The organism is Advenella sp. S44 (assembly GCF_002810445.1).
In the GTDB taxonomy this organism is placed as follows: domain Bacteria; phylum Pseudomonadota; class Gammaproteobacteria; order Burkholderiales; family Burkholderiaceae_B; genus Advenella.
The window spans coordinates 573,534-598,296 of sequence record NZ_NEXS01000001.1; the positions used below are offsets into that span (position 1 = coordinate 573,534).

Genomic DNA, 24,763 nt, shown 5'->3' on the forward strand with positions numbered 1-24,763 from the left:
GGGCAAGGATTAGGCAAGACTATGAACGACAGCGAAAAGACCTCGGCGACGGTGAAACCACAGGGCGTAGGAGCGCGACTCCGACGCAAGGAAGACGACCGTCACTTGCAGGGCAAAGGCAACTTTATCGGTAATATGCAAATGCCAGGCTTGCAAGAAGTCGCTTTTCTGCGTAGCCCTATGGCGCACGCCAGATTGCGGGGTATCACGGTTGACGCCCAGGCGCAGGAAAATGTGATATTGCGAGATGCCATGGATTGCGCTGACATCTTCGCGCCGTCCACACTGCCCGGGTATCAGAATTCCAGCGCGCCGCCTTTGGCCAGCGGCAAGGTGCGCCTGGTAGGTGAGGCCGTTGCCATGGCATTCGGGCCTACTCGCGCAGAAGCTGAAGATTTCACGGAAATGGTAGAAGTCGATTACGAAGAACTTCCCGTTTATGCCAATATGCATGAGGCACGTCAGGCGCAGGACAACTTTGTGCATGACAGCTGGAAGAACAACGTATTTGTACAACTGAGCAGTGACGTGAAGTTTGAACAATATGCGGCCAAGGCGCAGCGTACCGTCAGTCACCGTGTGAGTTTGTCACGTCAATGCATGCTGCCTATGGAAGGCAAGGCGGTACTGGCGTACTGGGATCATCAGGCCGATCAACTGGTCGTGTATTGTGGAAGTCAGATCCCTCACATGCATCGCACGGGCTTTGCCCAATTCCTGAATCTGGATCAGTCACGTATCCGGGTTATTTCTCCCGATGTGGGTGGCGCTTTTGGCTACAAGTGCGTGCTCCATCCGGAAGAGCTTTGCGTGGCCTGGCTGGCCAAAACCTATAAAAAACCCTTCCGGTACATGGAAGACCGGCGCGAGCATCTGATCGTGGGGGCTAATACCCGTGAGCACGAGTATACGCTCACAGGTCATATCGATAACACAGGCCGTCTTCTGGCGCTGGATGCCGAAATTACGGTCGACGCAGGTGCGTACTCGGTTTGGCCCTTTACTGTAGGACTGGAAGTGGGCCAGGCCCTGGGCAATTTGCCTGGGCCTTATCGCATACAGGGCTATCGTTGCACCACAACCGGTGTGGCTACCAACAAGCCCGGCTTTATGCCTTATCGTGGGGTTGCTCGTACTGGTGTGTGCCTGGCGATCGAACAACTCATGGACGCCATTGCGCGGGAAGTGGGGCGCGAGCCGTGGGAGGTACGCCTGGATAATCTGGTCCGAGCAGCGGATATGCCCTATGTGAACGTCGCTAATAAGCACTACGATGGTGGCGATTATCCGGCAGGTTTGCGCCGTGCATTAGAGATGATCAACGTTCAGGATGTGCGAGCGCGGCAGCAGTCCCGCAAGCCAGGCGAGCCTTTGCTGGGAATCGGGGTGGCGACCTATACCGAACAGTCGGCCCACGGCACTTCTGTGTTTGCAGCGTGGGGAACCGCAGTGATTCCCGGCTTTGATCAGGCCATGGCGCGCATCTCTGCCGATGGCAGCCTGGAGCTGAGCGTCGGCGTGCATTCGCACGGGCAGGGTATGGAAACCAGTTTTGCCCAGATAGCAAATGAAATTCTGGGAATTGATGTGTCCAGAGTCAACCTGACGCATGGCGACACCGGCCGTACCCCGTTTTCCACCGGGACGTATGCATCGCGCTCTGCGGTGATGTCTGGCGGTGCCGTGTCCAAGGCCTGTAAGGGCCTGTTACCGCGTCTGTTGCAGATCGGCAGCCATATGCTGGGCGTAACCATGGACGAGGTTGAACTGGTCGATGGACAGGTACGCCATGGCCAGCGGCATGTCACGGTCGCTGACATTGCGGATGCGTGGTATATCAATCCCCAGAAGCTACCCGCCGATGTGGACCCAAGCGGCCTGGAAATCACTGTTGGCTATAAACCCAAGGTCGATACCGGCAGTTTTACGTACGCATCCTGTGCGGCTGTTATCGCGCTGGACCCGCAGACCGGCATCGTCAGAATACTGGATTATGCGGTAGTGGAAGATTGCGGCACGATTCTGAATCCACTGATTGTTGAAGGTCAGACGATGGGCGGCACGGCGCAGGGAATTGGCACAGCATTGTACGAAGAAATGCCTTATGACGACACGGCCCAGCCACTGGCCTCGACGCTGGCCGATTATCTAATGCCTGGCGCGCCGGAAGTGCCTAATATTCGCATTGAACACACGCAGACACCATCGCCCAATACCGAGTTCGGGGCCAAGGGCATGGGAGAGGGCGGCGCGATCGCACCGCCCGCCGTTTTGATGTCCGCCATCAATGACGCTTTAAAAGGACAGAACGTGCTGGTCACACGCACACCCATGACGCCCCGGCGCATTCTGCAAGCAATGGCGCAGGCCGATCTTGCGAATGCCGACCAGGATAGCGGACAGGGGTCAGTCACGGCAAATATCCAGGAGGTCGCATGAAGGCCGCTAAATTTGATTACGCCCGTGTCAATAGCATAGACGAGGCGCTTACGCTGCTTGATGTAAATGATATCAATGTCAAGATACTGGCGGGCAGCCAGTCGCTGGGGCCCATGCTTAACCTGCGCCTGGCGCGTCCCCAGAAATTGATCGATATCTCTGCTGCATCCGCGTTGCGCACCGTGGAGAAACAAAAAAACAGTATTCGAATTGGTGCTGCGGTGACGCATGCGGAGATCGAAGACGGGACGCACGACGCTCTGCGCGGTCATATGATGCACTACGTCGCGGGACGGATCGCCTATCGTGCGGTGCGCAATCGCGGCACCATAGGGGGCAGCCTGGCTCACGCGGACCCGGCTGCAGACTGGGTATTGGTGTGCAACGTACTGGATGCACAACTGGAAATTCGTGCAGGCAAGGATGCACGCATGGTCCCTGCCACCCGGTATATGCAGGCGGCCTATACCACGGACCTGCAGCCAGAGGAAATGATTGTGGCGGTGCACGTGCCAATGATGTCGTCCGAAGCGCGCTGGGGGTATTACAAATTTGTGCGTAAGGTAGGCGAATTTGCCGAGGCCAGTTGCGCCTGTTATTTCGACCGTGCAGCCTCGGTGGCGCGCATTGTGATCGGCGCGCTCGACGGTTCGCCACAATTGCTGCCGGATCTTTCTGTCAGCGCGGCCCAATACGGTATGGCTGCAGTAACGCCTCAGGCGATTGACCAAGCTATTGCGCCCCATATCCAAAACAAAGACGCTGCCGAGCGGATATGGTTTCGCACCGTTGTCGAGCGCAGCTTGCGCCAGGCATTGGGAGAACAAGGAATGACAAATGAGTGAACTCGCACTAAAAGTCAATGGCAAGCAAGTAAGCCAAGATGTGACGCCCCGCACCCATCTTGGGGATTTCCTAAGGGATAACCTGCGTCACACCGGCACCAATTTGAGTTGTGAGCACGGAGTCTGTGGCTCCTGTACTGTCCTGGTCGATGACAAGCCGGTCCGGTCTTGTATTACATTTGCGGTTGCCTGTGAAGGAAAAAAGGTAACGACCATAGAAGGGTATGACGATGATGCGATCATGCAAATGCTGCGCGTTGCCTTCAATGAATATCATGCCCTGCAATGCGGATTTTGTACGCCAGGCATGCTGGCGACCAGTCGCGACATTGTGCTGCGGCTGCCTGATGCAGATCAGGAGCGGGTAAGGATTGAGCTGAGCGGTAATATTTGCCGTTGTACGGGCTACCAGGGCATTACGGCGGCGGTGCTGTCTGTGCTGACCAAATTGAAGGAGCAGCCGGACGAGCAGGTGGAGCAGTTGCGTGCCCGATTGCGGCAGAATGCACCGCGAGAATTTCCTGTCTTCCAGGCTTTTGAATCGTTTGCCGCAACAAAGCCAGTGAACGATGCGGCGCCCGTGGTCGCCAGCGAAGCCCCTGCAAGCGACAAGGTCGGTGGCGCCAAGGAGGGCAAGGGCACGACCGTGGAAGGCGGCTTTGACCTGAGATTGCCGGCCGAACAAGTATGGACGTTTATGACCGATCTGAAAGCGGTCGCCAGTTGCCTGCCAGGTGCGGTGATTCAGGAACAGGATGGCGACCGGGTCAAAGGTCAGATCGCGGTCAAATTCGGTCCCATGGCCGCTGCTTTCAAGGGCAACGCCACGCTGGAGCGTCGGGACAACGATCATGTTGCAACGCTGCGCGGCGAGGGCGTGGATTCCCTGAGCAATTCGCGGGCCAAGGGTGATGTGACTTATGCCGTTGTGCAAAAAGATGACCATCTGTGCCGGGTCAACGTATCTCTTGCTTATTCTTTGCAGGGACCACTGGCGCAGTTTTCGCGTTCCGGCCTGGTTCAGGATTTCGTCAAGCGCATGATTGCCGATTTTGGCAAGAACGTGGAGTTCCGGTTACTGAACCCGGATGCAGATGCCAGTGATATTCCACAATCACACATCAGCCCGTTCAAGCTAATGATGAGTGTAGTGTGGGGGCGCATCAAGGGAGTATTTGGCGCCGGACGGTAGGCGCGAGTATGGCCGCCAGAGGACGCGCACGATTGCAGATGTATCGGTTTTCCAGTGTTAACACATGACAGGAGCGAGCATTAATGAAAGCGTTGTTGAGAAAAGCCCGACAGTGCGTCGCGGCAATGGTGGTATGTGGTTGGTTACCCGTTGCCGCAGCAGCCTCGACGGATTTGGTGGTGCGGCTGGACTGGACGCCCTGGGCGGTACAGGCGCCGTTTCACCTGGCCATGCAAAAAGGCTGGTTCAAGGCGGCCGGGCTCAATGTCCGGATGGAGGACGGCAATGGCTCAGTCAGTACCGTGCAGATGCTAGGGGCTGGCGATCATTTCGATGTGGGTCATGCGTCACTGGCAGCGATGATGATCGGTCGCGATAAAGGCATGCCCTTGAAAGCCATCGCGCCGTTCATGACCAGTACCGACATAGGCGCGCTGGTTCCGTCTGACTCAGATATCGAGGGTCCGGCCCAGCTCAAAGGCAAAAAAGTGCTGTACACGGCCGGATCGCTCGAGGCTCCGTTTATTGATTTTTTCCTCAAGGCAGGCAAGCTGAGTCGTTCCGACGTGGATTTGCTCAGTGTTGATGCCTCGGCCAAGGCGGCCACCTATGCCGTCAAACGTGCCGACGCCGTGATTTCCACCATTCCCTTTATTCTGCCCAGCGTCACCCGCCAGCGCCAGTCGCGGCCCTTGCCGTTTTCCGATTACGGCCTGGACATGGTCAGTTTTGGCCTGTTCACCAATGAGAAAAAGCTGGAAGAAAAGAAAGAGGCCATTGGCAAGTTCGCCAGTATTGTCGCGTACGGCTGGCAATATATTATGGACGGGCACGAGGCCGAAGCGGTTGACGCAATTGTTGCCCAGCGTCCGCAGGCACGGCTGGACAAGGGCATTCTTGCCGAACAGCTCAATGCACTCAAGCCCTACTTCCCGCAAGACAGGAAGCAGCAGATTGGCATGGTCAACCCCGATGATTTTAAAAAGTCAGTCAGTACACTGCATAAAGTAGGGTCGATACGGTACAAGCTTGATCCTGACGAATATTATGTGAAGGATCTGATTCAACCCATCGCAGACGCTGCACCGGAGATAGTCAAATGAATGCAGCGGGCGTAATTGCAGAGGATGTATCCAAACAGTACGGCGGAACCAATCAGACGCAGGCGCTGCTCAATGTCAGCGTATCAATCCAGCCCGGCCAGTTCGTCAGTATTCTGGGCCCGAGCGGGTGTGGCAAGAGCACATTTCTGCGCTGTGTGGCCGGCCTGGAGAAGCTCACTGCGGGGTCGTTGCTGGTGGGGCAGGATCCAGTGAAGGGCCCGCCGGATAATATCGGCATGGTATTCCAACGAGATGCGTTGCTGGAGTGGCGCACGATCCGCAATAATATTTTGCTGCCGATTGAATTTGCCGGCAAGCGCAAAGAAGATTACCTGCAACGGGTTGATTCGCTGCTGAGTCTGACCGGGCTGGCCGGTTTTGCCGACAGTTATCCGCATGAGTTGTCCGGCGGCATGCGTCAGCGCGCTTCAATTTGCAGGGCGCTGGATGCGCTTACCCGCGATCAGATGAATGTCGAGATGCAACGGATCTGGACGCAAACCCGCAATACCACGCTGTTCGTGACTCACGGAATCGCTGAAGCCATTTTTCTTGGGGATGTAGTGCTGGTGTTCTGTCCGCGTCCGGGTCGTATCGTGGAGGCTATTCCCATTGATTTTCCAAGGCCTCGTCCGCTGGAAATCAGGGAATCAGCGGCATTCGGACGGCTGTCTGCCCATATTCGCGGTCTGTTTGAAGGCATGGAGCATTGATGATGAATGCCATAATGAACTCCGCGCGCAATGGCTTGCATGGCGTGCTTTCCATGATCGTGTTGATGATTATTTGGGAGATTGTGTGCCGCGCTGGTCTGGTCCCACCCATTATCCTGCCTGCCCCCAGCGATGTATTCGTTGAATTGTTTCGTGAAGCAGGCTGGTACGCCGTCCAGGCATGGCACACCTTGCTGATCACGCTGGCAGGCTTTGCATGTGCGGTGGCGGGCGGTGTTCTTATTGCCGTTGCACTGGTCAGTTCGCGCTTCTTCGAGCGCTATTTCTATCCTCTGATTATTGCCTTCAATAGCATTCCAAAGGTCGCTCTGGCACCCCTTTTCGTGATCTGGCTGGGTACCGGTTCCGAACCGAAGATCCTGATCGCCTTCATGATCGCCGTCTTTGCCGTGATCATCGATACCGTTCACGGACTGCGTTCGGTGCCACCTGACCTGATTGATCTGGGACGTGTGCTCAAGGGCAGTCCATTGGATTTTTTTCTGAAGGTAAAACTTCCATCGGCGCTGCCCTCAATCGTGGCCGGTTTGAAAGTCGCCTTGTCTTTGGCCCTGGTGGGCACGATTGTGGGCGAGTTTGTTTCGTCGCAGCAGGGGCTGGGCTACATTATCATGAGCGCGCAGGGAAGTTTTGACACCGTGCGGGTGTTTGCCTCGTTGTTTATTCTGGCGCTGATGGGGATGGTCCTTTACGGCTTGCTGGCGTGGGTGGAACGCAGGATCATGGGAGGCCGTCGCCGGCACGAGTAAGCAGGCCGACCATTATGCCCCGGCCGTCAGTGATGCATTATCTATAAAGTGATGATAACGGATAAAATCGGGCAAGCGCTGTCATCACGGGCTGGCTGCGGTATCGTTGTGCCGTGCGGGCGAATATATCATTGCGCAGGATATGACTAAGCTGGCGTGCGCCGAGCTTGTGCATTGCTCACGGGAGCGTCGCAGACATGAAGACGGCCTATCCAGGCGTGTGCTACATATCCTTTAGCGCCGCCCGGCCATACTGGTTATTTTCTTCCACCAGCTTGCTTAGCAGCCGTACGAAAATTTCCCGCTCTTCATTGTTCAGCGGTTCCAGTAGCCGTTCCTGTGAGCGAATCATTCCTTTGCGCAATTGCTTCATTATACGAATGCCTTCCTCTGTAATGAAAGACTGACGCGAACGCCGGTCGACGGGATTGACCCTGCGGCTTACCAGGCCCTTATCAGCCAGACGCTTGATGACATCAGCAGAGGTAGTGCGATCCAATCCTACTTTTAGTCCGATGGATGACTGGTCCAGGTATTGCTCGTTCAGCAATACCGATAGCACGCCATGTTGCACTGGGGTGATGTTTTCATTCTTGCATTCTTCGAAGAACATGGAGTAATGAATCTGATTGAGTCGCCGCACCAGGAATCCCGGTCGCGACCACAGGCCCTGGTCATGAAATTTGGTCTTGATTTCGTCTGAATGGTCGGCCGTGGGCAGATCGTCGTTGTCTCTCTTTCTCATTATGCAGTGAACCTTATACTGAAGTGGCTTGAAGCGCAGTTCAGGATTGCCCGATGGGCTGCCCTGGCCGCTAAAGTTACCGGTGCTTTTTCGCAATTCTATCGGGAAAATACGGTCTCTGCACTAGCAATAACTACAGTATACTGTCATTTTTTCTGAAAGGAAATCAAATACCTGTCGTGCGCTGGGTGACAGGTCTCGAATACGCCGGGCGCCAATCAGTATTTTGCGTTCCGCCCACTCTTCATCAAGCCTGACTCTTACTGTATTGGGCACCCGGTATAGGTCCACACAGCCTTCGGGCAGTATGCCAATACCCATATTGGCGTTGATAAGCAGGCACATGGCGTCATAGCCCGATGTCTCAATATCAATCCTGACATTAGTCGACTCTGCTCGCGCTGCATTAATGAGTTGGTAATTGAGCTGGGTGCCTGCTGTAAGCGTAATGTGGCTGTAGCCAAGCGTATCCCTGAACGACACCCGGTCGTGTTTGGCCAGAGGGTGACCGGTCGGTACCAGAACGATCAGTGTATCCTTGCGAAAATGCGCAACCTCGATATCGTCCTGATAGGGAATTTGAGTGAAGATGCCAATGTCCAGTTTGCCAGCGGCCAGCGCCCTCGTAATGGCAAGGCTGTTTTTCTCTTCCAGATGCAATTGGATATTGGGATACTTGCCGGTAAAGTCGGCCAGTAATGGGGCCAGAAATTGCGTTATGGCGGTGGGATTGGCCGCCAGCGTGACGCTGCCGCGCTGACCTTTGCCAAAGTCGCTCAGTTGGTGTTCCACAGCCTGCACGCTATTGAGAATCGCGCGCCCCCGGTACAGCAGTTCCAGGCCCGCGGGTGTTGGTGTCACACCGCGGTTACTGCGGTTCAGCAGCACCAAACCAAGCTTGTCTTCCAGTTCGGAAAGGCGGCGGCTGACTGCGGCCGCCGCGATATTTTCCAGCTCTGCTGCGCGACTGATCGTGCCTTCATCTACAACCCGTATAAATAATTTTAATGTGAGCAGATCAATTTTCACGGCGCGTTCAGTCGGAGAGCGGACTCGCTAGTTACCCGACAGCAAGAATCCGGCGTTGGGCACCCGCGTTTCCAGGTTGAGAGTTTTCAGCATTTGATAAACCGTGGCTACTGCAGCGGACAGAACGGGTTTGCCGATCTTGTCTTCAGCTTTCTGGATGGAAGACAGCGACGGCATTTGTACGCAGGCAGACAGAATCACCGCGTCCACACCATCGATATCCAGGCGTGTGACGTGTTCCAGCAAATTGGCCGGATCCAGGCGACCGACCTCCAGGTTATCAGATACTTCCAGGCTGATGGAGTCATGGACACTGATCCCTTCGGCCTCAATGTATTCTATCACGCGCTGTGTGAGCGGCTTCATGTAAGGTGTGATAATAGAGACCTTGCCAAGGTTTTTTTCTTTCAGACTGTCTACCAGCGCCCCGGCAGAGCTCAGGACAGGAATGTCGGTATTGTTCTGCTGAACCGCTTTTTGCAGACGAGCCTGGGACTGGCGGTGATAGCCGTTGCCCTGAGCCATGATGGCAACCAGGCAGGCATAAGCCATGACGTCCATGCGGGCATCGCTCAGTTCGATGGCGCAACGGTCGCTGGCCTGATCCATCGCCGCCAGCTCTTCTGGCGTGACGCTCATCATGCGCATGCGCGCTGAATGAAAGGTGAAAGTCTCCTGCGGAAACAGCTCGCGGCGCGCGTTCAGCATGGCCGGAATTTCCGTTTCCATGGTGGTATTGGAACTGGGCACAATCTGGCCGATTCGGTAGTTTCTCATTTCTGACCCTTTAAAATCATTGAAAACTGATTGTAATCAGCCATTTAAATTAACCAAATCAATGATTTACTATGGCGCCATCGCGTTTCGCGATGGCTGGGCGGACGGGATCGGCGGCGTTAACTGTTTGCAAATGTCCAGCGATCAGCTCGAAAAATCTGTATATTAGAGCCCCACATACGGGTCGTTTTATCCCAAGTGCAATCCCTCAGGTTTCCGACGCAATGCAAAACACGCTCCCTCTTTCAGCTCTGGGCCCCAGAATTTGTGTTTTGGGGCCGTCAAACAGCGGCAAATCCACCTTGGCCGTGGCGATAGCCCGCAAATGCAATCTTAAGCCGATACATCTGGATCAGCTTTTTCATGAGCCCAATACTGATTGGGTCCCTCGTTCTGCAGCAACGTTTGCCGCTTTGCATGATGCGGCGATAGCGGGTGAAGGCTGGGTAATGGACGGCAATTATTCGACATATATGCAGCAGCGGCTCGCGCGGGCTACCGGCGTTATTCTATTGAATGTCAATACAGCGACGAGTCTGTTTCGTTACTTGCGTCGTACACTATTTGAGCGAGAACGCCAGGGAGATTTGGAAGGCGCCCTCGATAGCGTCAAATGGGAAATGATCCGCCATATTGCATTTGTCACGCCAGGAAATCACAAGCGTTATACAGAACTGCTCGCGCAAACGGCGTTGCCTACTGTATCGCTTCCATCGGTGCGCGACATCAAGCGTGCTTACCGGCACTGGGGGCTCGATAGCGGTCGCGGCGGCTGATCTGCGGTCAAATGTGGCTAATGCGTTACCATTGGCCTGTAGCGGACTGCCAATGACGAGATATCGCAATCCCGCCCAGCCTGCGCGGCGCAAGCCAGGTGTTTAGCGGCAGGATGGTCTCAATTGGACGTTGCTGCGATTGTGGCGGTTCGATTTTCTTTTGCAGTTAATCAATACACATTTGCTCGGAGCATTTATGTTCAGAAACCTATTACTGTATTTCGTGGTGGCCAGCACCGTTGTATTCGCATTGACAAATAACGAGAGCCATGCCCAGACGCAAAGCGATATGAATCAGCAGGCTAGTGCTGACTACAAAAAAGCGGATGCACAGTTGAACAAGGTATATCGCGAAGTGTTCAAAAAACTCGATAAATCCCAAAAGGCCGATCTGAAGGCCGCACAGAACGCCTGGATTGAGTTTCGTGATCTTGATTGCCAGTTTCAAAGTTCAGGGTCCGCAGGAGGTTCCGTACAGTCAATGGTCATCGCTGGGTGTCTGACCGATAAGACGGATGCCAGGGCCAAAGAGCTCAATGCGCTGTTGCAATGTCAGGAAGGTGATGTGTCGTGCGTTACTGCACCGTGATAACCGGCGCAGTCGTGAGCGATTGATAGGCTACTCTGTTTTCGCTTTGGTTTTTGATCCTGTTGTTTGACTCACGGTCGGCCAGGGTGTTTTCATTCCAAGTCGGGAAGACACATGCAAAAATCTCTATTGAAAATCGAATATCGTCGGCTTCTGTCTGACGACGCTGCGTTGCTGCGGCAATTAAACTTATTGTTTAGCCAGGCGTATGACGATCCGGACAGCTATGAAGGCCGGCCCGCGACTGATGCCTATCTGATGGATCTTCTGGCGAAGGATCATATTTCTGTCTTTGTGGCATTAAATGAGGGGCGTGTGCTGGGCGGGCTGGTGGCGTATGCGCTGGATAAGTTCGAAATGGCACGGCGCGAATATTACATTTACGATCTTGCCGTGGATGTCAGACATCGCAGAAAGGGTATCGCTACCGCGCTTATCCAACGTCTATGTGAGTTTGCGACAGAGAATGCAGGCCGGATTGTCTACGTCCAAGCTGACAATACTGACAAGCCAGCCATCGCCTTGTATGAAAAATGGGGCGTGAGGAAAGATGTGCTGCATTTTGATATCCCGGTGCTGGCTCGCAAGGCAATCTAGATGGTCAAACGAAACGATCCAACGAATCAATTACATAGACCGATCAAAAAGTGGAATCACAGCTCGGAAATAGCTGGCCTTTAGCCAAGCGGCTGCGGAGGCCGTTTCAGTATCCCGGGAACCAATCGTTTACCTATGTACAGCTTAGCGTTTTTTGCGAATAAAAATGGTCAGCAGAGTCAGCACCAGAAAGAGTACGAACAAAATTTGTGCGACCAATGCGCCCCAAGTCAGAAATCCTCCAAACCCGAGGATTGCGGAGATTACTGTCAAAACAAAGAAAAAAACGGTGTGCCAAATCATTTGCACCTCCTAGTCTAATGACAAATGTCATGTCGGGACGATGTTCAAAAGATGTCTGCAGGCAGCTTCGGGGCCGGCAGGCTCAGCGAGTTGGCGGAATTTTATTGTGAAGATTGAGACAAGCTTCATTATTACTCGGCAACGCTACCTGGCAAATCTTGTGCCAGAAGGCAGGCACCCGTCAGAGTGCCCTTGACCACTATTTTAGAGTCGATTTTGTTCGGCCCAGAAATCGTTTACCTCGCGCTCGGCGTCTTCGCGTTTTTTGCCATATTTCTCTTGCAATATACCGCACATTTTTTGCGCATTGCCGTTGACCTGCGCGATGTCGTCATCCGTCAGATCGCCCCACTTTTCCTTGACGGACCCTTTGAGTTGTTCCCATTTACCTTGAGCGATGTCCTGATTCATTGTTATCTCCTTTCAGTGCTGACCATTGAAGTGTGAGTGGAACATCCACAAATTCATACTAGCAATTAAAAGCACGGCTCGCGTATTTCTGTTACATGTTCTTAATAAGTCTAGATATCTGAAATATAAAGGTATTTCTGCGTCTTGCGTCCTACTGCCCATTCCATTGCTGCGGATCGGCGATGTTACGGACTCGTTGCACGAACTTATTGCGCAAGCAGATATATGCTTTACCAGTATTTACAAATGACGGCAGTTAACATTTGCCTCCCTGCACGTGGCTGGCAGACAATTGATTTTCCTGAACTGAGAATGGAGATACCAACATGCCAGCCAAATCCAAAAGTCAGCAACAGGCAGCAGGCGCTGCTTTGTCGGCCAAAGAGGGCGACAAGAAAGTAGGCGAGCTCAAAGGCGCTTCTAAATCGATGTACAAATCGATGTCAAAAAAGGAACTAAAGGAAATGGCCAGCACCAGCCAGTCTGACAAGCCCAAACACAAGCATTGATGGCGTGAACGCCCGGCCCGTAAATCATGATGTATTAGATGATGGATCAATACACGATGAATCAATGACATCGATGTTGTAACGAGCGGCGCGTCTGCCAGGGATCTGCGCAAGCGGGACCCATCATGAGGTCGCAGACAACGAGGCCACGAATGATAAGACCGCAAACAAAAAAGCCATAAATACGAGTATTAAGGACAAAAGTACAAATCGTTGAGCGTGGAACCCGATCGGCTGCCGCCCGTGGAGAAAAAGCCCCCCGTCGCTGGCGGCAGCGGCATGCCGATTTAATCGGGCTCTTTCAGGGCCTTTTGCGCATATGCCGGGATACGGCTAAGGGCGTACAGCGCACTTCGCTTGCGGATTTTCCGACTGCTTCCTGTAAACCGTTTGGTTTCGGTAAAAACAATCGGCGGGTCGTCGTCGCCGATTTTGAATGCCCACCCAAAGCACTGAGTCCCGGCCTTGATCGCCGGGTCAATATTGTCTACCACGCCTGTGTCAGAGACGGCAACGGTGGCACTGCTTCGTGCAAGTGCGCCCACTGCCATTTCAGCGGCCACCTGTTCGCTTGTCAGGTTAAATTGTTCAATCGTTTCGGCCTTCACGCCCAACAACCGTTCTTTGGCGTGGACGGTGTAGGTAACAAACGCGCAATCGAGCAGCTTGCCTGCGTTGGGCGCTTCCGACAGGGTAGAGGCGATCAGTCCCGCTGTGCATGATTCGGCAGTAACCAGGGTCAGCGCATGATCTGTCATATATCGGGCAACGAACTTGATGGGCAGCATTAGGAATTCCGCAGTATTAATTGGAAAAAACGGGCATGCAACGGCCCAAAAATACCCTTTTTATTCTAGAACAGTCGGGTGTGAATAGATAACAGTCTTGCACTATCAAGAATCTGGTAGCCGATTGAAATAACTATTGATCCTTATCAAACCTGTCGTCATGTTACCGATATATAAATACGATATGATTGAAATTGCAAGCTTTTTGCAAGAAGATACGTTCAATATTCAGTAATGTCGGTGCACGCACAAGCGAGGGTAGTCATATTGCGGTGCATTTGCCCCTAGGCAAGGCGCCACATCGGCCTTCCTTCAGATTTTCGTCCAGGATCTCACATGCACGCCGGCATAACGCCGTCGACCGTGTTCGTTATGGAACGCGTATCGAAACGCTACAGATCAAATTTTTTTCTCCGGAGGTTGTCATTGTCGATTTTTGATTCTACAGAAAAATATGGTGCGGTTTCGCGTGCATTGCACTGGTTGATGGCTATCGGCTTTACCTGGATGTTCTTCACCGCTGCGTTGCACTTTTTTGCAGATGAGACGCCAATCACAGAGGCGTTATGGCCAACACACTACTTGATGGGCTTCACGATCTTATGTCTGGGCGTAATCAGAGTCATCTGGGCCGCAGTCAATATGTCGCGTCGACCGCCGTCGATCTCGCTCATGGCACGATTGGGGCACGGTGTGATGTACTTGCTGATGCTGGTCATTCCGACTCTGGCATTGTTGCGCAACTACGGTGCGGATCGCCCGTTTTCGTATCTGGGCATCCAGCTCATGGAGCCGACCGGAGAGAAAATCTCCTGGATGGTCGACCTGGCAGGACTGTTGCACGGTGAGCTGGGCTGGACCCTGCTTGCGTTGATTATCGGCCACATTGGCATGGTATACGTTCACAGAAAAAACACCAGCGCCACAGATGTGCTGCCGCGTATGCTGTAGCAGGCAACGTAGTTTCAAATCAACACGGCGATATCAATATAGTCATAAAAAACACAGGTTTGGTGCAGGATTTCCATAGCAGGATCTGTAGACGGCCGGTCTTAGCATTTACAGAGCCGGTCCGCTCATGGACGGGGCACCCGCCTGGTATCATCGCCCTGAATGTGTAGGTGGGCTGACATTGAGTTTATGCCGGGTGTAATATAGTCCTAGAAACTGGAGCCTGCAAGATGACGAAATTCAAAAAGGGTGATCATGTCAGCTGGAATAGCGAAGCTGGCAGGGTGTCGGGCACGATTATTGCCATTCATACCAGCGATTTTGACTACAAGGGACATGTGCATCGTGCGTCAAAAGACGAACCACAATACGAAATAAAAAGCGACAAGACCGATCACATCGCAGCGCACAAGGGTAGTGCGTTGCGGCATATCAAGTAAAGGCGGAACCTGTCTGATTTCAGGGTGTGCCAGACCCTGTCATCGCCTGTTCATATTCAAAATGAAACCGGCCCGATGACCTTTGTCATACTGCCAGCGGCATAATGCTACTGCATTGCCTATCCAAGACATTTCGACTATGAGCGACTTTCTCCCAAATAGCGACGATCCTTCATTTGAACAGTTTATAAGCGATATCCGTAACTGCAGAGTCTGCCATGATCACCCTCGTTATGGTCAGCCCATGGAGCCGGAACCAAGGCCCATTATTCAGGTTTCGCAGACCGCATGCATCTGTATTGCCAGCCAGGCGCCCGGCACGCGGGTATATCAAAGTGGAAAGCCGTTCAATGACGCATCCGGTGTTCGGTTAAGGCAATGGATGGGGATATCTGACGAGGACTTTTATGACGACTCAAAAATTGCGATCATTCCGATGGGATTCTGTTTTCCCGGTCTGAGGTCTGACGGCAGCGACTTGCCGCCACGTCGCGAGTGCAAGGAAATATGGCGTTCGCAATTGTTCGCACGTCTGCCCAATCTGAAATTGCTGCTGACTATCGGCGGCTATGCTCAGCGCTGGCACATGGGACCGCAAACTGCAAAGCAGGGCGTGACCGAAACAGTGCGAGCCTGGCGTCAATACTATCTTGCCGACCCGTCCCTGCGCGTCTATCCGCTACCGCATCCTTCTTGGCATAACAATCGGTGGCTTACGCAAAATGTTTGGTTCGAAGACGAAGTGTTGCCGCAATTGCGAAGTGATATCCGTAGTCTGATTGCATAGTTGCCGCGATATCACACAGTTGCCACGTCTGACACAGTTGAGTAAGGCGCGGCCGCCTCGCTGTAGCGCAAAGCAACGGAACTCAGCCCACTGGATCACAACGCAATCGTGCGCCATGGCGCCGCTACGTTTACAAATGCAATTGGCTGCTTTCCCTGATTATCAGATCGCATGGCAGCAATGCTTCAACGACATTTTTCTTACCAGCCGGCCTGGCCATCAACTGCTCGAGCACTGTTCGCGCCGCATGCTGGCCGATTTGATAGCGTGCCGGGCGCAGGGTCGTCAGGGCGGGGCGCAGCCTTGCGGAAATGGATGCATCGCCAAACCCTGCGACGGCGCAATCGCGGGGCAGGACAAGCTTACATGAAGGGGCATGCAATATGGCGCCGGCCGCCAGATTGTCATTGGCAAAAATCAAGGCCTGGGGCCTTGAGCGCGCAGGCAAACGGGACAATGTTTCAATGCCGATGGCGCCGGCTTCGAACTCGTCGTCTTCCGGAATAATCTGCACATCCGCTTTCAGTCCGGCGTTCACCATGGCTTCGGCATAGCCTTTTGCGCGCTGCTGGGCGCGGAAGTCTTCGGTGGTCTGCGACATGACAAACTGAATACGGGTGGCGCCTTGTTCCAGAAAATGTCTGGCCAATATGGCCCCCGTCTCTATATGCGGAAACCCGACTTGGTGAAATGGCCGGCCCGGTACCAGCCCCCAGGCCTCGATCACGGGAATGTTTAATGCTCGTAGCATGGCCTCTGCCGCCGGCGTGTGATCGTGACGCGTGAGGATCAGGGCGGTCGGGTGCCAGCCAACAAAAGTGCGAATCGCCTGTTCTTCCAATTCCTGGGAATACTGGGCGTTGGCCAGTAGCAGTTGCAGCCCCGATGCCTGCAGTTCGTCAGTCATGCCCTTGACCAGATCGGCAAAGGTGGCGCTGGCAATGTTTTGCATGACCGCACAAACGACACGGCCATGTCCTGAAGCCAGTCCGCCGGCTACCTGACTGGGCACGTAGCCGATTCGATCGATGATTTCACGCAAGCGTTCACGTAGCGCTACGGAGACTTTTTCCGGCGAATTGAAGTATCGCGAAACGGTAATTGAGGAAACGCCGGCCAGCGCGGCCACGTCATGGATAGTGTATGAGCCTGCTTTGCGACGCGTGGTGCGAGATGTTTGTTTTTGAGTCATGGTTTATCCCAATGGCGTGTTGTTTGACCAGCGCCATACAATTATATCAATGTTACCGGTAACAGTTACCGGTAACATATCAATTCAGCGAAATGTGCGGGAACAAGCGGGTAACCGGTGTCCATCTCTATGACCCGGCAGTTCTGGAAGCTCATAGGTCGGCATTTGCGGGCCTGGGTGGTATTGGCCTCTGATTGCAGGCTCACCGCCGCATGTGTCGTCCATGCCGGATATAGGGGTTGACGATAGTAGGGTTGGGGGTGGCCACCTTTCTTTGGGGTGATTTTCGATGGAGTCATGACTGGCTTCGGTCGCCCGAATGGGTACTACGCACCGCATGTCAAGAAGGGCCCTGAAAGGACGACCTCGAAATACCTCTGCAATGGCGCGTGCAGCGGCCACGGTTCTTGGTCCTTGCATGGCCGACGCTTCGGGTAAAACGCCCCAGGCCCTGGCTGCACCGGTGGTAAACAATGTTTTGCAGCATATATCAATGGCAAGTGTCTTATTTCACTTATGAACTGACCCTATAACAAGCAAGGAGACAACATGAAACCATCCCACCTCGTTCGTCGAAGTTACACCATGGTCTTGCTGCTGGTTGGCATGATATTTTTTTCACCGGGTTATGCCCAGGCAGACAAGTATCCCGACAAACCAATCACGTTTGTCGTGCCTTACCCTGCGGGGGGCGTGGCCGATCAGTTTGCCCGCAGCATGGCTAGCGAGCTGGGAAAGCGTTTGGGGCAATCGGTCGTGGTCAGCAATCGTGCCGGAGCCAATGGAAATATCGGGTCAGCTTATGCTGCCAAGCAACCTGCTGACGGCTATACCCTGTTGCTGGGGTCGACCAGCACTCTGGCCGTGAACCCGCATATGTACAAAGATATGGGTTACGACCCGATCAAGGATCTGCAACCGGTGACGTTAACGCACCAGATGCCAAATGTGTTAATTGTAGGCGCAGGTACTCCATACAAGCGTGTTGAGGATGTCATCAAGGCCGCCAAACGCGAACCGGGTCGTATCCCTTTCGGATCTGCCGGCAACGGCAATTCCATGCATCTTGCGGGGGAGTTGTTCCAGAAGCAGAGTGGTACAAAATTGATGCATGTCCCGTATAAGGGTGCGCCACCTGCACTCACAGATGTCATGGGAGGCTCGTTACCCATGATGTTTATCAATCTGCCTGCGGTGGTTGGCTATGCCGATTCGGACAAGATCCGGATACTTGCGATTACGGCTCCTGCGCGCGCCAAAGTCTTGCCCAACGTGCCAACGTTTGAGCAGGCTGGTGTGTCCGGCGTGATCTCCAGCGTCTGGAATGGCATTTTGGTTCGCAGCGGCACGCCCGACGAGATCGTGAAAAAACTGAATGAGAACATTGTGGCGATACTCCAATCAGAAGCGTTTCGCCAGCCGCTGGAAAGTCAGGGTTATGAAGTTCTGTCCTCCACTCCACAGGAATTTGCAGACTTACTGCGAAAAGACACAGAAGTGATGGGCCAGCAAGTTCGCGATGCGGGTGTTCACATAGACTGATTGAGGTATTGTTGTGCAGAAAAAACTGGATCAATTGCGCAGCCAGCGCTGGTTTGCAAGCGATGATATTCGCGGCTTTGCGCATCGTCAGCGCATGCAGCAGCAAGGGCTTTCGCGGGACGAATTCATGGGGCGCCCTATTGTCGGCATTCTGAATACCTGGAGCGATCTGTCGCCCTGCCATGCGCATCTGCGTGATCGCGCCCAGGCAATTAAGCGTGGTGTGCTGCAGGCTGGCGGGTACCCGTTGGAGTTGCCGGCCATGAGCCTTGGCGAGGTCATGGTCAAGCCCACGACCATGCTGTATCGAAATTTTCTTGCCATGGAGGCAGAAGAGTTGATACGCAGTCTTCCTCTGGACGGCGTGGTATTGCTGGGCGGCTGTGATAAAACGACGCCGGGCCTGGTGATGGGGGCCATTTCCATGGATGTGCCGGCGCTGTTCTGCCCGGCCGGATCCATGCTCAATGATCGTTATCAAGGGCAGGCAGTCGGGGCGGGAACACACACCAAGAAATACTGGGAGCAGTACACAATCGGCAACATCAGCCAGCCTGAATGGATTAGTCTGGAAGCCCGGATGACCCGCGCCCCCGGCACATGCAACACGATGGGCACTGCCAGCACCATGACTTCGATTGTTGAAGCCATGGGGCTTGCCCTGCCTGGTTCGAGCAGCCTGCCGGCCATGGATGCAGCACATACCCGCATGGCCTGGGCCTGCGGCCAGCGCATTGTCTCCATGATCTGGGAAGACTTGCGCCCCTCTCGTATTCTGACCCGTGACGCATTCCTCAATGGGGTAGCAACCTGGATGGCGCTGGGTGGCTCCACCAATGCGGCTGTCCACCTGCCGGCAATGGCCGGGCGAGCCGGGGTTCAATTGAGTCTTGATGATTTCGATGCACTGGCACGCCAGGTGCCGGTGCTGGCCAATCTGTTTCCTTCGGGCAACCGACTGATGGAAGATTTTTACTACGCCGGTGGCCTGCCCGCATTACTGCAGCGTATTCGCGAATATCTGCATCTGGATGCTCTCACATGTACCGGGACGACACTGGGCGCCAATATCGAAGGGCAGGCCAGTTCCGATGATGATGTTATCCGCAAGCTAGACAATCCGGTAGTTCCCGCCACGGCGCAGTGTCCGCAGGCGGGTATGGCATTGGCCGTGTTGCGGGGCAACTTGTGTCCGGATGGCGCCGTGATCAAACCGTCTGCAGCGACCCCCACCCTGTTGCGGCATACCGGCCCCGCACTGGTTTTTGATTCCAATGCCGAGATGCTGGCCGCTATCAACGATCCGGACCTGGATGTAACCGAAAATACCGTCCTGGTGCTGCGAAATGGCGGTCCTGTGGGCGGGCCGGGTATGCCGGAGTGGGGCAATTTGCCTATTCCAAAAAAGTTGTTGAAGCAGGGGGTTGGCGATATCGTCCGCTTGTCCGATTCACGCATGAGCGGTACTCATTATGGCACTTGTGTATTGCACATCGCGCCGGAGTCGGCCGTGGGCGGTCCCTTGGCGCTGGTGCGCACGGGCGATCTGATCCGTCTGGACATTAGCGCCAGGACCCTGGATGTCCTTGTGTCCGACAGCGAATTGGCGCAGCGTCGGGCTCAATGGCGTGCCCCGGAGCAAACTTATACGCGCGGCTTCACGCGTATCTATCAGCACGAGGTGACGCAAGCCAATTTCGGTTGTGATTTCACTTCCCTGGCCGGAAATGACAAGACTCCGGAGCCCCCCATCTACTGATTCAAACCATTGCATTTATATTAACGACAACAGGAGTATGTATGCCCGCAGCAACTGATCTGCTAGAAAACCCGTTTCGCGCCAGGCTTGCCCAGCCGGGGGCGCCGCTAGGCACCTGGCTTATGTCTGGCACGTCCAGTACCGCTGAGGCAATGGGACGCGCCGGTTTTGACTGGCTGCTGGTGGATCTGGAGCATGTACCGCTTGATGACCAGGACGCCCTGCATGTATTGCAGGCTATCGCAGGCACCAATGCCTGCGCGGTTGCACGCCTGGCGGCAAACGATCCTGTTCTGTTCAAGCGCGCCCTTGATTTGGGTGCCCAGACCGTAATGGTGCCCTTTGTTGACAGCGCCCAGGCCGCGCGGCAGGCGGTCAGCAATGCCAAATATCCGCCGCTTGGGACACGCGGTTTTGCCGCAGTCCATCGAGCCAGCGGCTATGGCACCGCGACCGATTATGCAAAGCGTGCGAATGATTCGGTCTTCACCATTATTCAGCTTGAAACGCCCCAAGCGGTGGCGGCGCTTGAAGACATTGCTGCCGTGCCCGGCGTGGATGCTTTGTTTCTGGGGCCCGGAGATCTGTCGGCAAACATGGGACATATCGGCAACCTGGCCCATCCTGAGGTGCAGCATGCGATTGCTGACGTGGCGCGACGTTGCAAGGCCATTGGCATGCCTTGCGGCATTGTCGGGCCCACACCGGAAATGGTGGCCAGCTTTATCAGTTGCGGCTATGCGTTTGTGGCCGTTGCCTCTGACATGGGCATGATGATGCGTCAGGCCTCCGCGTTTATTCAGGCGATCCGCCCCGCACTGGCAAAAGGTTATGACGGCGGCGTTTATTGATTGGTGAGCGCCTACGGCAAAGTCACACCGTTGTATTTGAACAATGAGGAGGCAAATATGCAATTTGGCATATCGACATCGTATCGAAAAAAGCTTTTCAAATATGCAGTGCTTTTGATTGCTACATCTGTTTTTAGCACTACCGCCAAAGCCCAAAACGCTTATCCGGACAATCCGGTGACCATTTTGGTGCCGTTCGGCCCCGGCGGCACCTCTGACATCATGGCCCGGATTCTGGCAAAACATTTGCGCCAGGCAATGGGTGGCAATCTCATTATCGACAATAAAGGTGGTGCGGGTGGCGCCATCGGCATGATGCAACTTAAGCGGGCCAAGCCCGATGGCTATACCCTTGGTCTGTCCGTCATCGGGCCGGAAGTGCTGCAACCTGGTATGCGCAAGACGGGTTACACCTATCAGGATTTCGATCATATTTGCGGCACCTATTCAGTTCCGCTGATGATGATGGTGCCCCAGGACTCAGCATTCAAAAGCATGCAGGATGTTGTTGCATTCGCCAGGAAAAATCCGGGGCAATTGTCTTATGGTACGTCGGGCACAGGTACGTTGCTGCATATTGCCATGGAAATGCTTATGAAACAGGCAAATGCAACCGCGCTGCATGTGCCTTATAAAAGCTCTGCGGAAATGGTGACGGGGCTGCTGGGACAACAGGTGATGGTGATCAGCGATACGACAACCGTAGCCAAGCAATACAAATTGCGTCCGCTGGGGATTTTTTCTGATCAACGACTTCAATCCAGTCCACAGGTGGCCACAACCCGCGAAAGTGGGTGGCCGATCCAGGCAACGATTTGGGGCGGGTTGATTGCGCCCAAGGGACTGCCGCCTGAAATTGTCGCCAAACTGGAGGCTGCCTGCGAAAAGGCCGTCAACAGCGAGGGTTATAAAACCGATGTCGAACCGCTGGATACACCTGCCCATTTCATGAATGCCAAAGCGTTTGGCGCTTTTGCGAAAAGCGAATCGGAGAAATACACCAAACTCATTCAGGATATTGGAATAAACGTAGATAAATAGGGCTGGCTTTACCTGCACGCGACCAATGCCATTGGTATGTGCAATAGGGACCAGCCCTAATAGACACATTCTGTCCAAAAGTTATACTTGAACTCATCAAGGGGAGTAGCTTTCCGCCGTCGCATCGTCATTACGGCAGTCGTGCAGCAGCATGACGCCCGGTGCGCGGGCAACGTCATACGTTGCAAGCAAGACCTTGCCAGCAAAGGGCAAGGTCCATAAATATCCTGATTTAGAATAAATGGCCTGTGTCCTTTACGGAGCAGGCCATTTTTCGTTTCCGCCGGTGCTTTTGCGTACCGGCCGGATCTATTGCAGTCTTTCATGCAAGCGAAAAGCGCCAATCCGCATTCAATTCAAATTTTTAGATTAACGGATTTCAGGTGAATTTATGCTTGAGTTTTTTCAGACACTGAGCTGGACGGCAGTTTTTCAAATCATTATGATCGATATTCTGCTTGGCGGAGATAATGCGGTTGTGATTGCGCTGGCTTGCCGTAAACTGCCCAAAAAGCAGCGCATGCAGGGCATTCTGTGGGGTACGGCCGGTGCGATCATTCTTCGTGTTGTGCTAATTTCCTTCGCATTGACATTATTGACGATTCCATACTTGAAGATCGTCGGTGGTTTGCTGCTTATCTGGATCGGTGTCAAGTTGTTGATTCCAGACGATGATGCGCATGACAAGATTGATGGCGGCTCGTCGGTATGGTCGGCGGTCAAAACAATTATTATTGCCGACTTTGTCATGAGTCTGGACAATGTCATTGCCATTGCCGGCGCCGCCCAGGGCGCGCATGCCAGTCATCAGACGGGCTTAGTCATTGCCGGCCTGATTATCAGTGTGCCCATTATTATCTGGGGCAGTACGCTGGTCTTGAAGCTTATCGATCGTTATCCGGGCGTGGTGCTTTTCGGCGCGGCATTGCTGGGATGGATTGCCGGCGGCATGCTGGTCAGCGACCAGGTTATTATTGAGCGTTTCGGCGAAGTCGGCGGTACGGTCAAGATTGCCGTTGAAGTGGGTGGTGCTCTGCTGGTTGCGTTACTGGGAAGCTGGCTGGCCAGACGCAAGAAGGCAATATCTGCGTAGCGAACATCATGTAGCGCCAGTGGTCGGTAACCGCACAGGCGGCCTGGATGGTCGCCTGTGTTAGCATTTCTATGCCTTCTTTGCCCTGAAGCGGCGCAAGTCCTGTCTGGCCGATTCACGATGCGACAACCGTCGAGATGATATTGAGCTCAAGACGACTATCTCCTGTTTACGCCTCGCCATTTATCCGTACCGACACATTAAGCCCGTAGCATTCGCTTTTGCAGCACGCAAAACACGGGTTTGTGCTGCAGAATCAGATTCCCCATTCCGAGCCCACGCCGCACAGGGTGGCAATGCCCAGCGCCAGAAATATACAGGCGGCGATTGTGTGTACGAGCTTCATGGGAACGCGATGCCCCAGTTGCTTGCCCAGAATGACGGCCGGCACGTCTGCGATCATCATGCCTAGCGTGGTGCCAATGACCACTTCAATCGGAAAAGCGCTTTTGGCTGCCAGCGCGACGGTCGCCAATTGTGTTTTGTCGCCCATTTCTGCCAGAAAAAAGGTAACCAGCGTTGCTCCAAAGACGCCCAGTCTACGGCCGACCGAAGCTTCACTTTCGTCTAGTTTGTCGGGTATCAAGGTCCACACAGCCATGGCAATAAACGAAATGCCCAGTATCCAGCGCAAGGTTTGCGGGCTGAGGGCAGTTGTTATCCAGGCGCCGAGCGCGCCGGCCAGTGCATGGTTGATAATGGTTGCAACCAGGATGCCAAGAATAATGGGAATGGGTTTTTTGAATCGGGTTGCCAGAATGAAGGCAAGTAACTGTGTTTTGTCGCCGATTTCGGCAAGCGTAACAACGCCAGTGGAAAGCAAAAGAGTCTGCATAAATCAAAACCGCGACCGGACATAGACGAATGATCACCTTTTTTTCCGGCCTACAAAAAAAAGTGATCAAAGGTCTTGCCAGGCGATGTCGCTGCTTACGCCATGATGCACGCATCAAGTATGTTGACGTAAGCCTCGGGAAACTGAGCGGCTACTCCCCAATGATGGCAGGATTATATCGGACCTGCCCTTGCACCGCAAGCGGGGAAACCATAGTAACCATGAGCAAAAGATTTGAAATAAGAACCATTATTATTGATCTCGGTGCTCTACCTCATTGTGAAACGCATGACTGCCTCTAGGGCGGTTCTTGTCATGCGTCGCCGCATCGTATTTCACCACCTTGGTGGTTGAATGATGGGTTATGAAATCCGCCAGACAATTTTGCAGACTTTTGTTCCGGCAGCGCAAGCCGATTCGAAACAAAAAAGACAGGCGATGCCTGTCTTTTGGAAGAAAGGCCCGGCATCTTGTATGCCAGGCTGATCCATGCCTGATCTGACCACACCGGCCGTCCACCGTTTGCAGATGGCCGGTGTGGGTTGTCAGATCATTTCACGGTCGCTTTTGGCGGCATTACGCAAATCGCGTATCAGTGCAACAACCAGCGTTAACAGGATGGCGGCCGAAATAACAGGCCAGACAAGGATATAGGCGGTCAGTAAAATTCCATTCATCATTTATCT

General features: G+C 53.9%; 27 protein-coding genes and 1 riboswitch. Of the genes, 19 read left to right on the plus strand and 8 right to left on the minus strand.

Annotated features, from left to right (window positions below; translation table 11 throughout):
* Positions 1–21 precede the first annotated feature (21 nt).
* From CAP48_RS02695 to CAP48_RS02720, 6 genes are all read left to right on the plus strand, one after another.
* Positions 22–2,439, plus strand: coding sequence for a xanthine dehydrogenase family protein molybdopterin-binding subunit (locus tag CAP48_RS02695; protein ID WP_100694455.1), 2,418 nt, complete (start codon positions 22–24; stop codon positions 2,437–2,439).
* Positions 2,436–3,284, plus strand: a complete 849-nt coding sequence (locus CAP48_RS02700) for a xanthine dehydrogenase family protein subunit M (RefSeq protein WP_100694456.1) — start codon at positions 2,436–2,438, stop codon at positions 3,282–3,284. The genes CAP48_RS02695 and CAP48_RS02700 overlap by 4 nt, the downstream gene beginning before the upstream one ends.
* Positions 3,277–4,476 carry a 2Fe-2S iron-sulfur cluster-binding protein gene (locus CAP48_RS02705; protein ID WP_100694457.1) on the plus strand — a complete coding sequence of 400 codons (1,200 nt, stop codon included), beginning with the start codon at positions 3,277–3,279 and terminating at the stop codon, positions 4,474–4,476. The genes CAP48_RS02700 and CAP48_RS02705 overlap by 8 nt, the downstream gene beginning before the upstream one ends.
* Positions 4,477–4,559: 83 nt before the next feature.
* Positions 4,560–5,579, plus strand: a complete 1,020-nt coding sequence (locus tag CAP48_RS02710; protein ID WP_369806314.1) for an ABC transporter substrate-binding protein — start codon at positions 4,560–4,562, stop codon at positions 5,577–5,579.
* Positions 5,576–6,292, plus strand: coding sequence for an ABC transporter ATP-binding protein (locus CAP48_RS02715; RefSeq protein WP_100694458.1), 717 nt, complete (start codon positions 5,576–5,578; stop codon positions 6,290–6,292). Before CAP48_RS02710 ends, CAP48_RS02715 begins: the two co-directional genes overlap by 4 nt.
* 2 nt (positions 6,293–6,294) lie before the next feature.
* Positions 6,295–7,062, plus strand: a complete 768-nt coding sequence (locus CAP48_RS02720) for an ABC transporter permease (RefSeq protein WP_100694711.1) — start codon at positions 6,295–6,297, stop codon at positions 7,060–7,062.
* A gap of 223 nt (positions 7,063–7,285) precedes the next feature.
* Here the strand turns inward: CAP48_RS02720 and CAP48_RS02725 are convergent, their stop codons facing one another.
* From CAP48_RS02725 to CAP48_RS02735, 3 genes are all read right to left on the minus strand, one after another.
* Positions 7,286–7,807, minus strand: a complete 522-nt coding sequence (locus tag CAP48_RS02725) for a MarR family winged helix-turn-helix transcriptional regulator (protein ID WP_100694459.1) — start codon at positions 7,805–7,807, stop codon at positions 7,286–7,288.
* Positions 7,808–7,930: 123 nt separating this feature from the next.
* Positions 7,931–8,836: a LysR substrate-binding domain-containing protein gene (locus CAP48_RS02730; RefSeq protein ID WP_100694460.1), complete on the minus strand. Its 906-nt coding sequence runs from the start codon at positions 8,834–8,836 to the stop codon at positions 7,931–7,933.
* A 27-nt stretch (positions 8,837–8,863) separates the two neighbouring features.
* Positions 8,864–9,613: an aspartate/glutamate racemase family protein gene (locus tag CAP48_RS02735; protein WP_100694461.1), complete on the minus strand. Its 750-nt coding sequence runs from the start codon at positions 9,611–9,613 to the stop codon at positions 8,864–8,866.
* Between the two features lie 224 nt (positions 9,614–9,837).
* On the opposite strand from CAP48_RS02735, the gene CAP48_RS02740 reads away from it, so the two are divergent.
* From CAP48_RS02740 to CAP48_RS02750, 3 genes are all read left to right on the plus strand, one after another.
* Positions 9,838–10,389: an AAA family ATPase gene (locus tag CAP48_RS02740; protein ID WP_100694462.1), complete on the plus strand. Its 552-nt coding sequence runs from the start codon at positions 9,838–9,840 to the stop codon at positions 10,387–10,389.
* A 196-nt stretch (positions 10,390–10,585) separates the two neighbouring features.
* Positions 10,586–10,978, plus strand: a complete 393-nt coding sequence (locus CAP48_RS02745; protein WP_100694463.1) for a lysozyme inhibitor LprI family protein — start codon at positions 10,586–10,588, stop codon at positions 10,976–10,978.
* Positions 10,979–11,092: 114 nt separating this feature from the next.
* Positions 11,093–11,575, plus strand: a complete 483-nt coding sequence (locus tag CAP48_RS02750; protein ID WP_100694464.1) for a GNAT family N-acetyltransferase — start codon at positions 11,093–11,095, stop codon at positions 11,573–11,575.
* A 507-nt stretch (positions 11,576–12,082) separates the two neighbouring features.
* On the opposite strand, the gene CAP48_RS02760 is transcribed toward CAP48_RS02750, so the two are convergent.
* Positions 12,083–12,289 carry a CsbD family protein gene (locus tag CAP48_RS02760; protein ID WP_100694466.1) on the minus strand — a complete coding sequence of 69 codons (207 nt, stop codon included), beginning with the start codon at positions 12,287–12,289 and terminating at the stop codon, positions 12,083–12,085.
* A 326-nt stretch (positions 12,290–12,615) separates the two neighbouring features.
* Between CAP48_RS02760 and CAP48_RS02765 the strand changes: the two genes are divergently transcribed.
* Positions 12,616–12,798 (plus strand): DUF3008 family protein, encoded by a 183-nt coding sequence (locus CAP48_RS02765; protein ID WP_100694467.1) that lies wholly within the window; start codon positions 12,616–12,618, stop codon positions 12,796–12,798.
* A gap of 287 nt (positions 12,799–13,085) precedes the next feature.
* On the opposite strand, the gene CAP48_RS02770 is transcribed toward CAP48_RS02765, so the two are convergent.
* Positions 13,086–13,586 (minus strand): CinA family protein, encoded by a 501-nt coding sequence (locus CAP48_RS02770; protein WP_192871266.1) that lies wholly within the window; start codon positions 13,584–13,586, stop codon positions 13,086–13,088.
* A 426-nt stretch (positions 13,587–14,012) separates the two neighbouring features.
* Between CAP48_RS02770 and CAP48_RS02775 the strand changes: the two genes are divergently transcribed.
* The 3 genes from CAP48_RS02775 to CAP48_RS02785 all read left to right on the plus strand — a co-directional run bounded on the left by CAP48_RS02775 (position 14,013) and on the right by CAP48_RS02785 (position 15,764).
* Positions 14,013–14,537, plus strand: coding sequence for a cytochrome b (locus tag CAP48_RS02775; protein ID WP_100694713.1), 525 nt, complete (start codon positions 14,013–14,015; stop codon positions 14,535–14,537).
* Positions 14,538–14,767: 230 nt separating this feature from the next.
* Positions 14,768–14,977 (plus strand): DUF2945 domain-containing protein, encoded by a 210-nt coding sequence (locus tag CAP48_RS02780; protein ID WP_100694468.1) that lies wholly within the window; start codon positions 14,768–14,770, stop codon positions 14,975–14,977.
* Between the two features lie 139 nt (positions 14,978–15,116).
* Complete coding sequence (locus CAP48_RS02785) at positions 15,117–15,764, plus strand: uracil-DNA glycosylase family protein (RefSeq protein WP_100694469.1); 648 nt, start codon at positions 15,117–15,119, stop codon at positions 15,762–15,764.
* A gap of 130 nt (positions 15,765–15,894) precedes the next feature.
* Here CAP48_RS02785 and CAP48_RS02790 read toward each other — a convergent pair whose 3' ends face one another.
* Positions 15,895–16,956 (minus strand): LacI family DNA-binding transcriptional regulator, encoded by a 1,062-nt coding sequence (locus CAP48_RS02790; protein WP_100694470.1) that lies wholly within the window; start codon positions 16,954–16,956, stop codon positions 15,895–15,897.
* 549 nt (positions 16,957–17,505) lie between these two features.
* Between CAP48_RS02790 and CAP48_RS02795 the strand changes: the two genes are divergently transcribed.
* From CAP48_RS02795 to CAP48_RS02815, 5 genes are all read left to right on the plus strand, one after another.
* Positions 17,506–18,498: a tripartite tricarboxylate transporter substrate binding protein gene (locus tag CAP48_RS02795; RefSeq protein WP_242444298.1), complete on the plus strand. Its 993-nt coding sequence runs from the start codon at positions 17,506–17,508 to the stop codon at positions 18,496–18,498.
* Positions 18,499–18,511: 13 nt separating this feature from the next.
* Positions 18,512–20,257, plus strand: a complete 1,746-nt coding sequence (gene araD / locus CAP48_RS02800) for an L-arabinonate dehydratase (RefSeq protein WP_192871267.1) — start codon at positions 18,512–18,514, stop codon at positions 20,255–20,257.
* Positions 20,258–20,298: 41 nt separating this feature from the next.
* Positions 20,299–21,108, plus strand: a complete 810-nt coding sequence (locus CAP48_RS02805; RefSeq protein WP_100694473.1) for an HpcH/HpaI aldolase/citrate lyase family protein — start codon at positions 20,299–20,301, stop codon at positions 21,106–21,108.
* Positions 21,109–21,165: 57 nt separating this feature from the next.
* Complete coding sequence (locus CAP48_RS02810; RefSeq protein ID WP_153045646.1) at positions 21,166–22,149, plus strand: tripartite tricarboxylate transporter substrate binding protein; 984 nt, start codon at positions 21,166–21,168, stop codon at positions 22,147–22,149.
* A 391-nt stretch (positions 22,150–22,540) separates the two neighbouring features.
* Positions 22,541–23,242 (plus strand): TerC family protein, encoded by a 702-nt coding sequence (locus CAP48_RS02815; protein ID WP_100694475.1) that lies wholly within the window; start codon positions 22,541–22,543, stop codon positions 23,240–23,242.
* A 256-nt stretch (positions 23,243–23,498) separates the two neighbouring features.
* On the opposite strand, the gene CAP48_RS02820 is transcribed toward CAP48_RS02815, so the two are convergent.
* Positions 23,499–24,077 carry a TMEM165/GDT1 family protein gene (locus tag CAP48_RS02820; protein WP_100694476.1) on the minus strand — a complete coding sequence of 193 codons (579 nt, stop codon included), beginning with the start codon at positions 24,075–24,077 and terminating at the stop codon, positions 23,499–23,501.
* Positions 24,061–24,249, minus strand: a riboswitch (yybP-ykoY riboswitch). It overlaps the preceding gene by 17 nt.
* A gap of 182 nt (positions 24,250–24,431) precedes the next feature.
* Here CAP48_RS02820 and CAP48_RS20530 point away from each other — a divergent pair.
* The gene (locus CAP48_RS20530; RefSeq protein WP_255411692.1) at positions 24,432–24,563 is read left to right on the plus strand and encodes a hypothetical protein; all 132 of its coding nucleotides are present in this window, start codon (positions 24,432–24,434) and stop codon (positions 24,561–24,563) included.
* Between the two features lie 59 nt (positions 24,564–24,622).
* On the opposite strand, the gene CAP48_RS20390 is transcribed toward CAP48_RS20530, so the two are convergent.
* A complete protein-coding gene (locus CAP48_RS20390; RefSeq protein WP_369806315.1) occupies positions 24,623–24,757 on the minus strand; it encodes a putative transporter small subunit in 135 nt (44 codons plus the stop codon).
* Positions 24,758–24,763 lie beyond the last annotated feature (6 nt).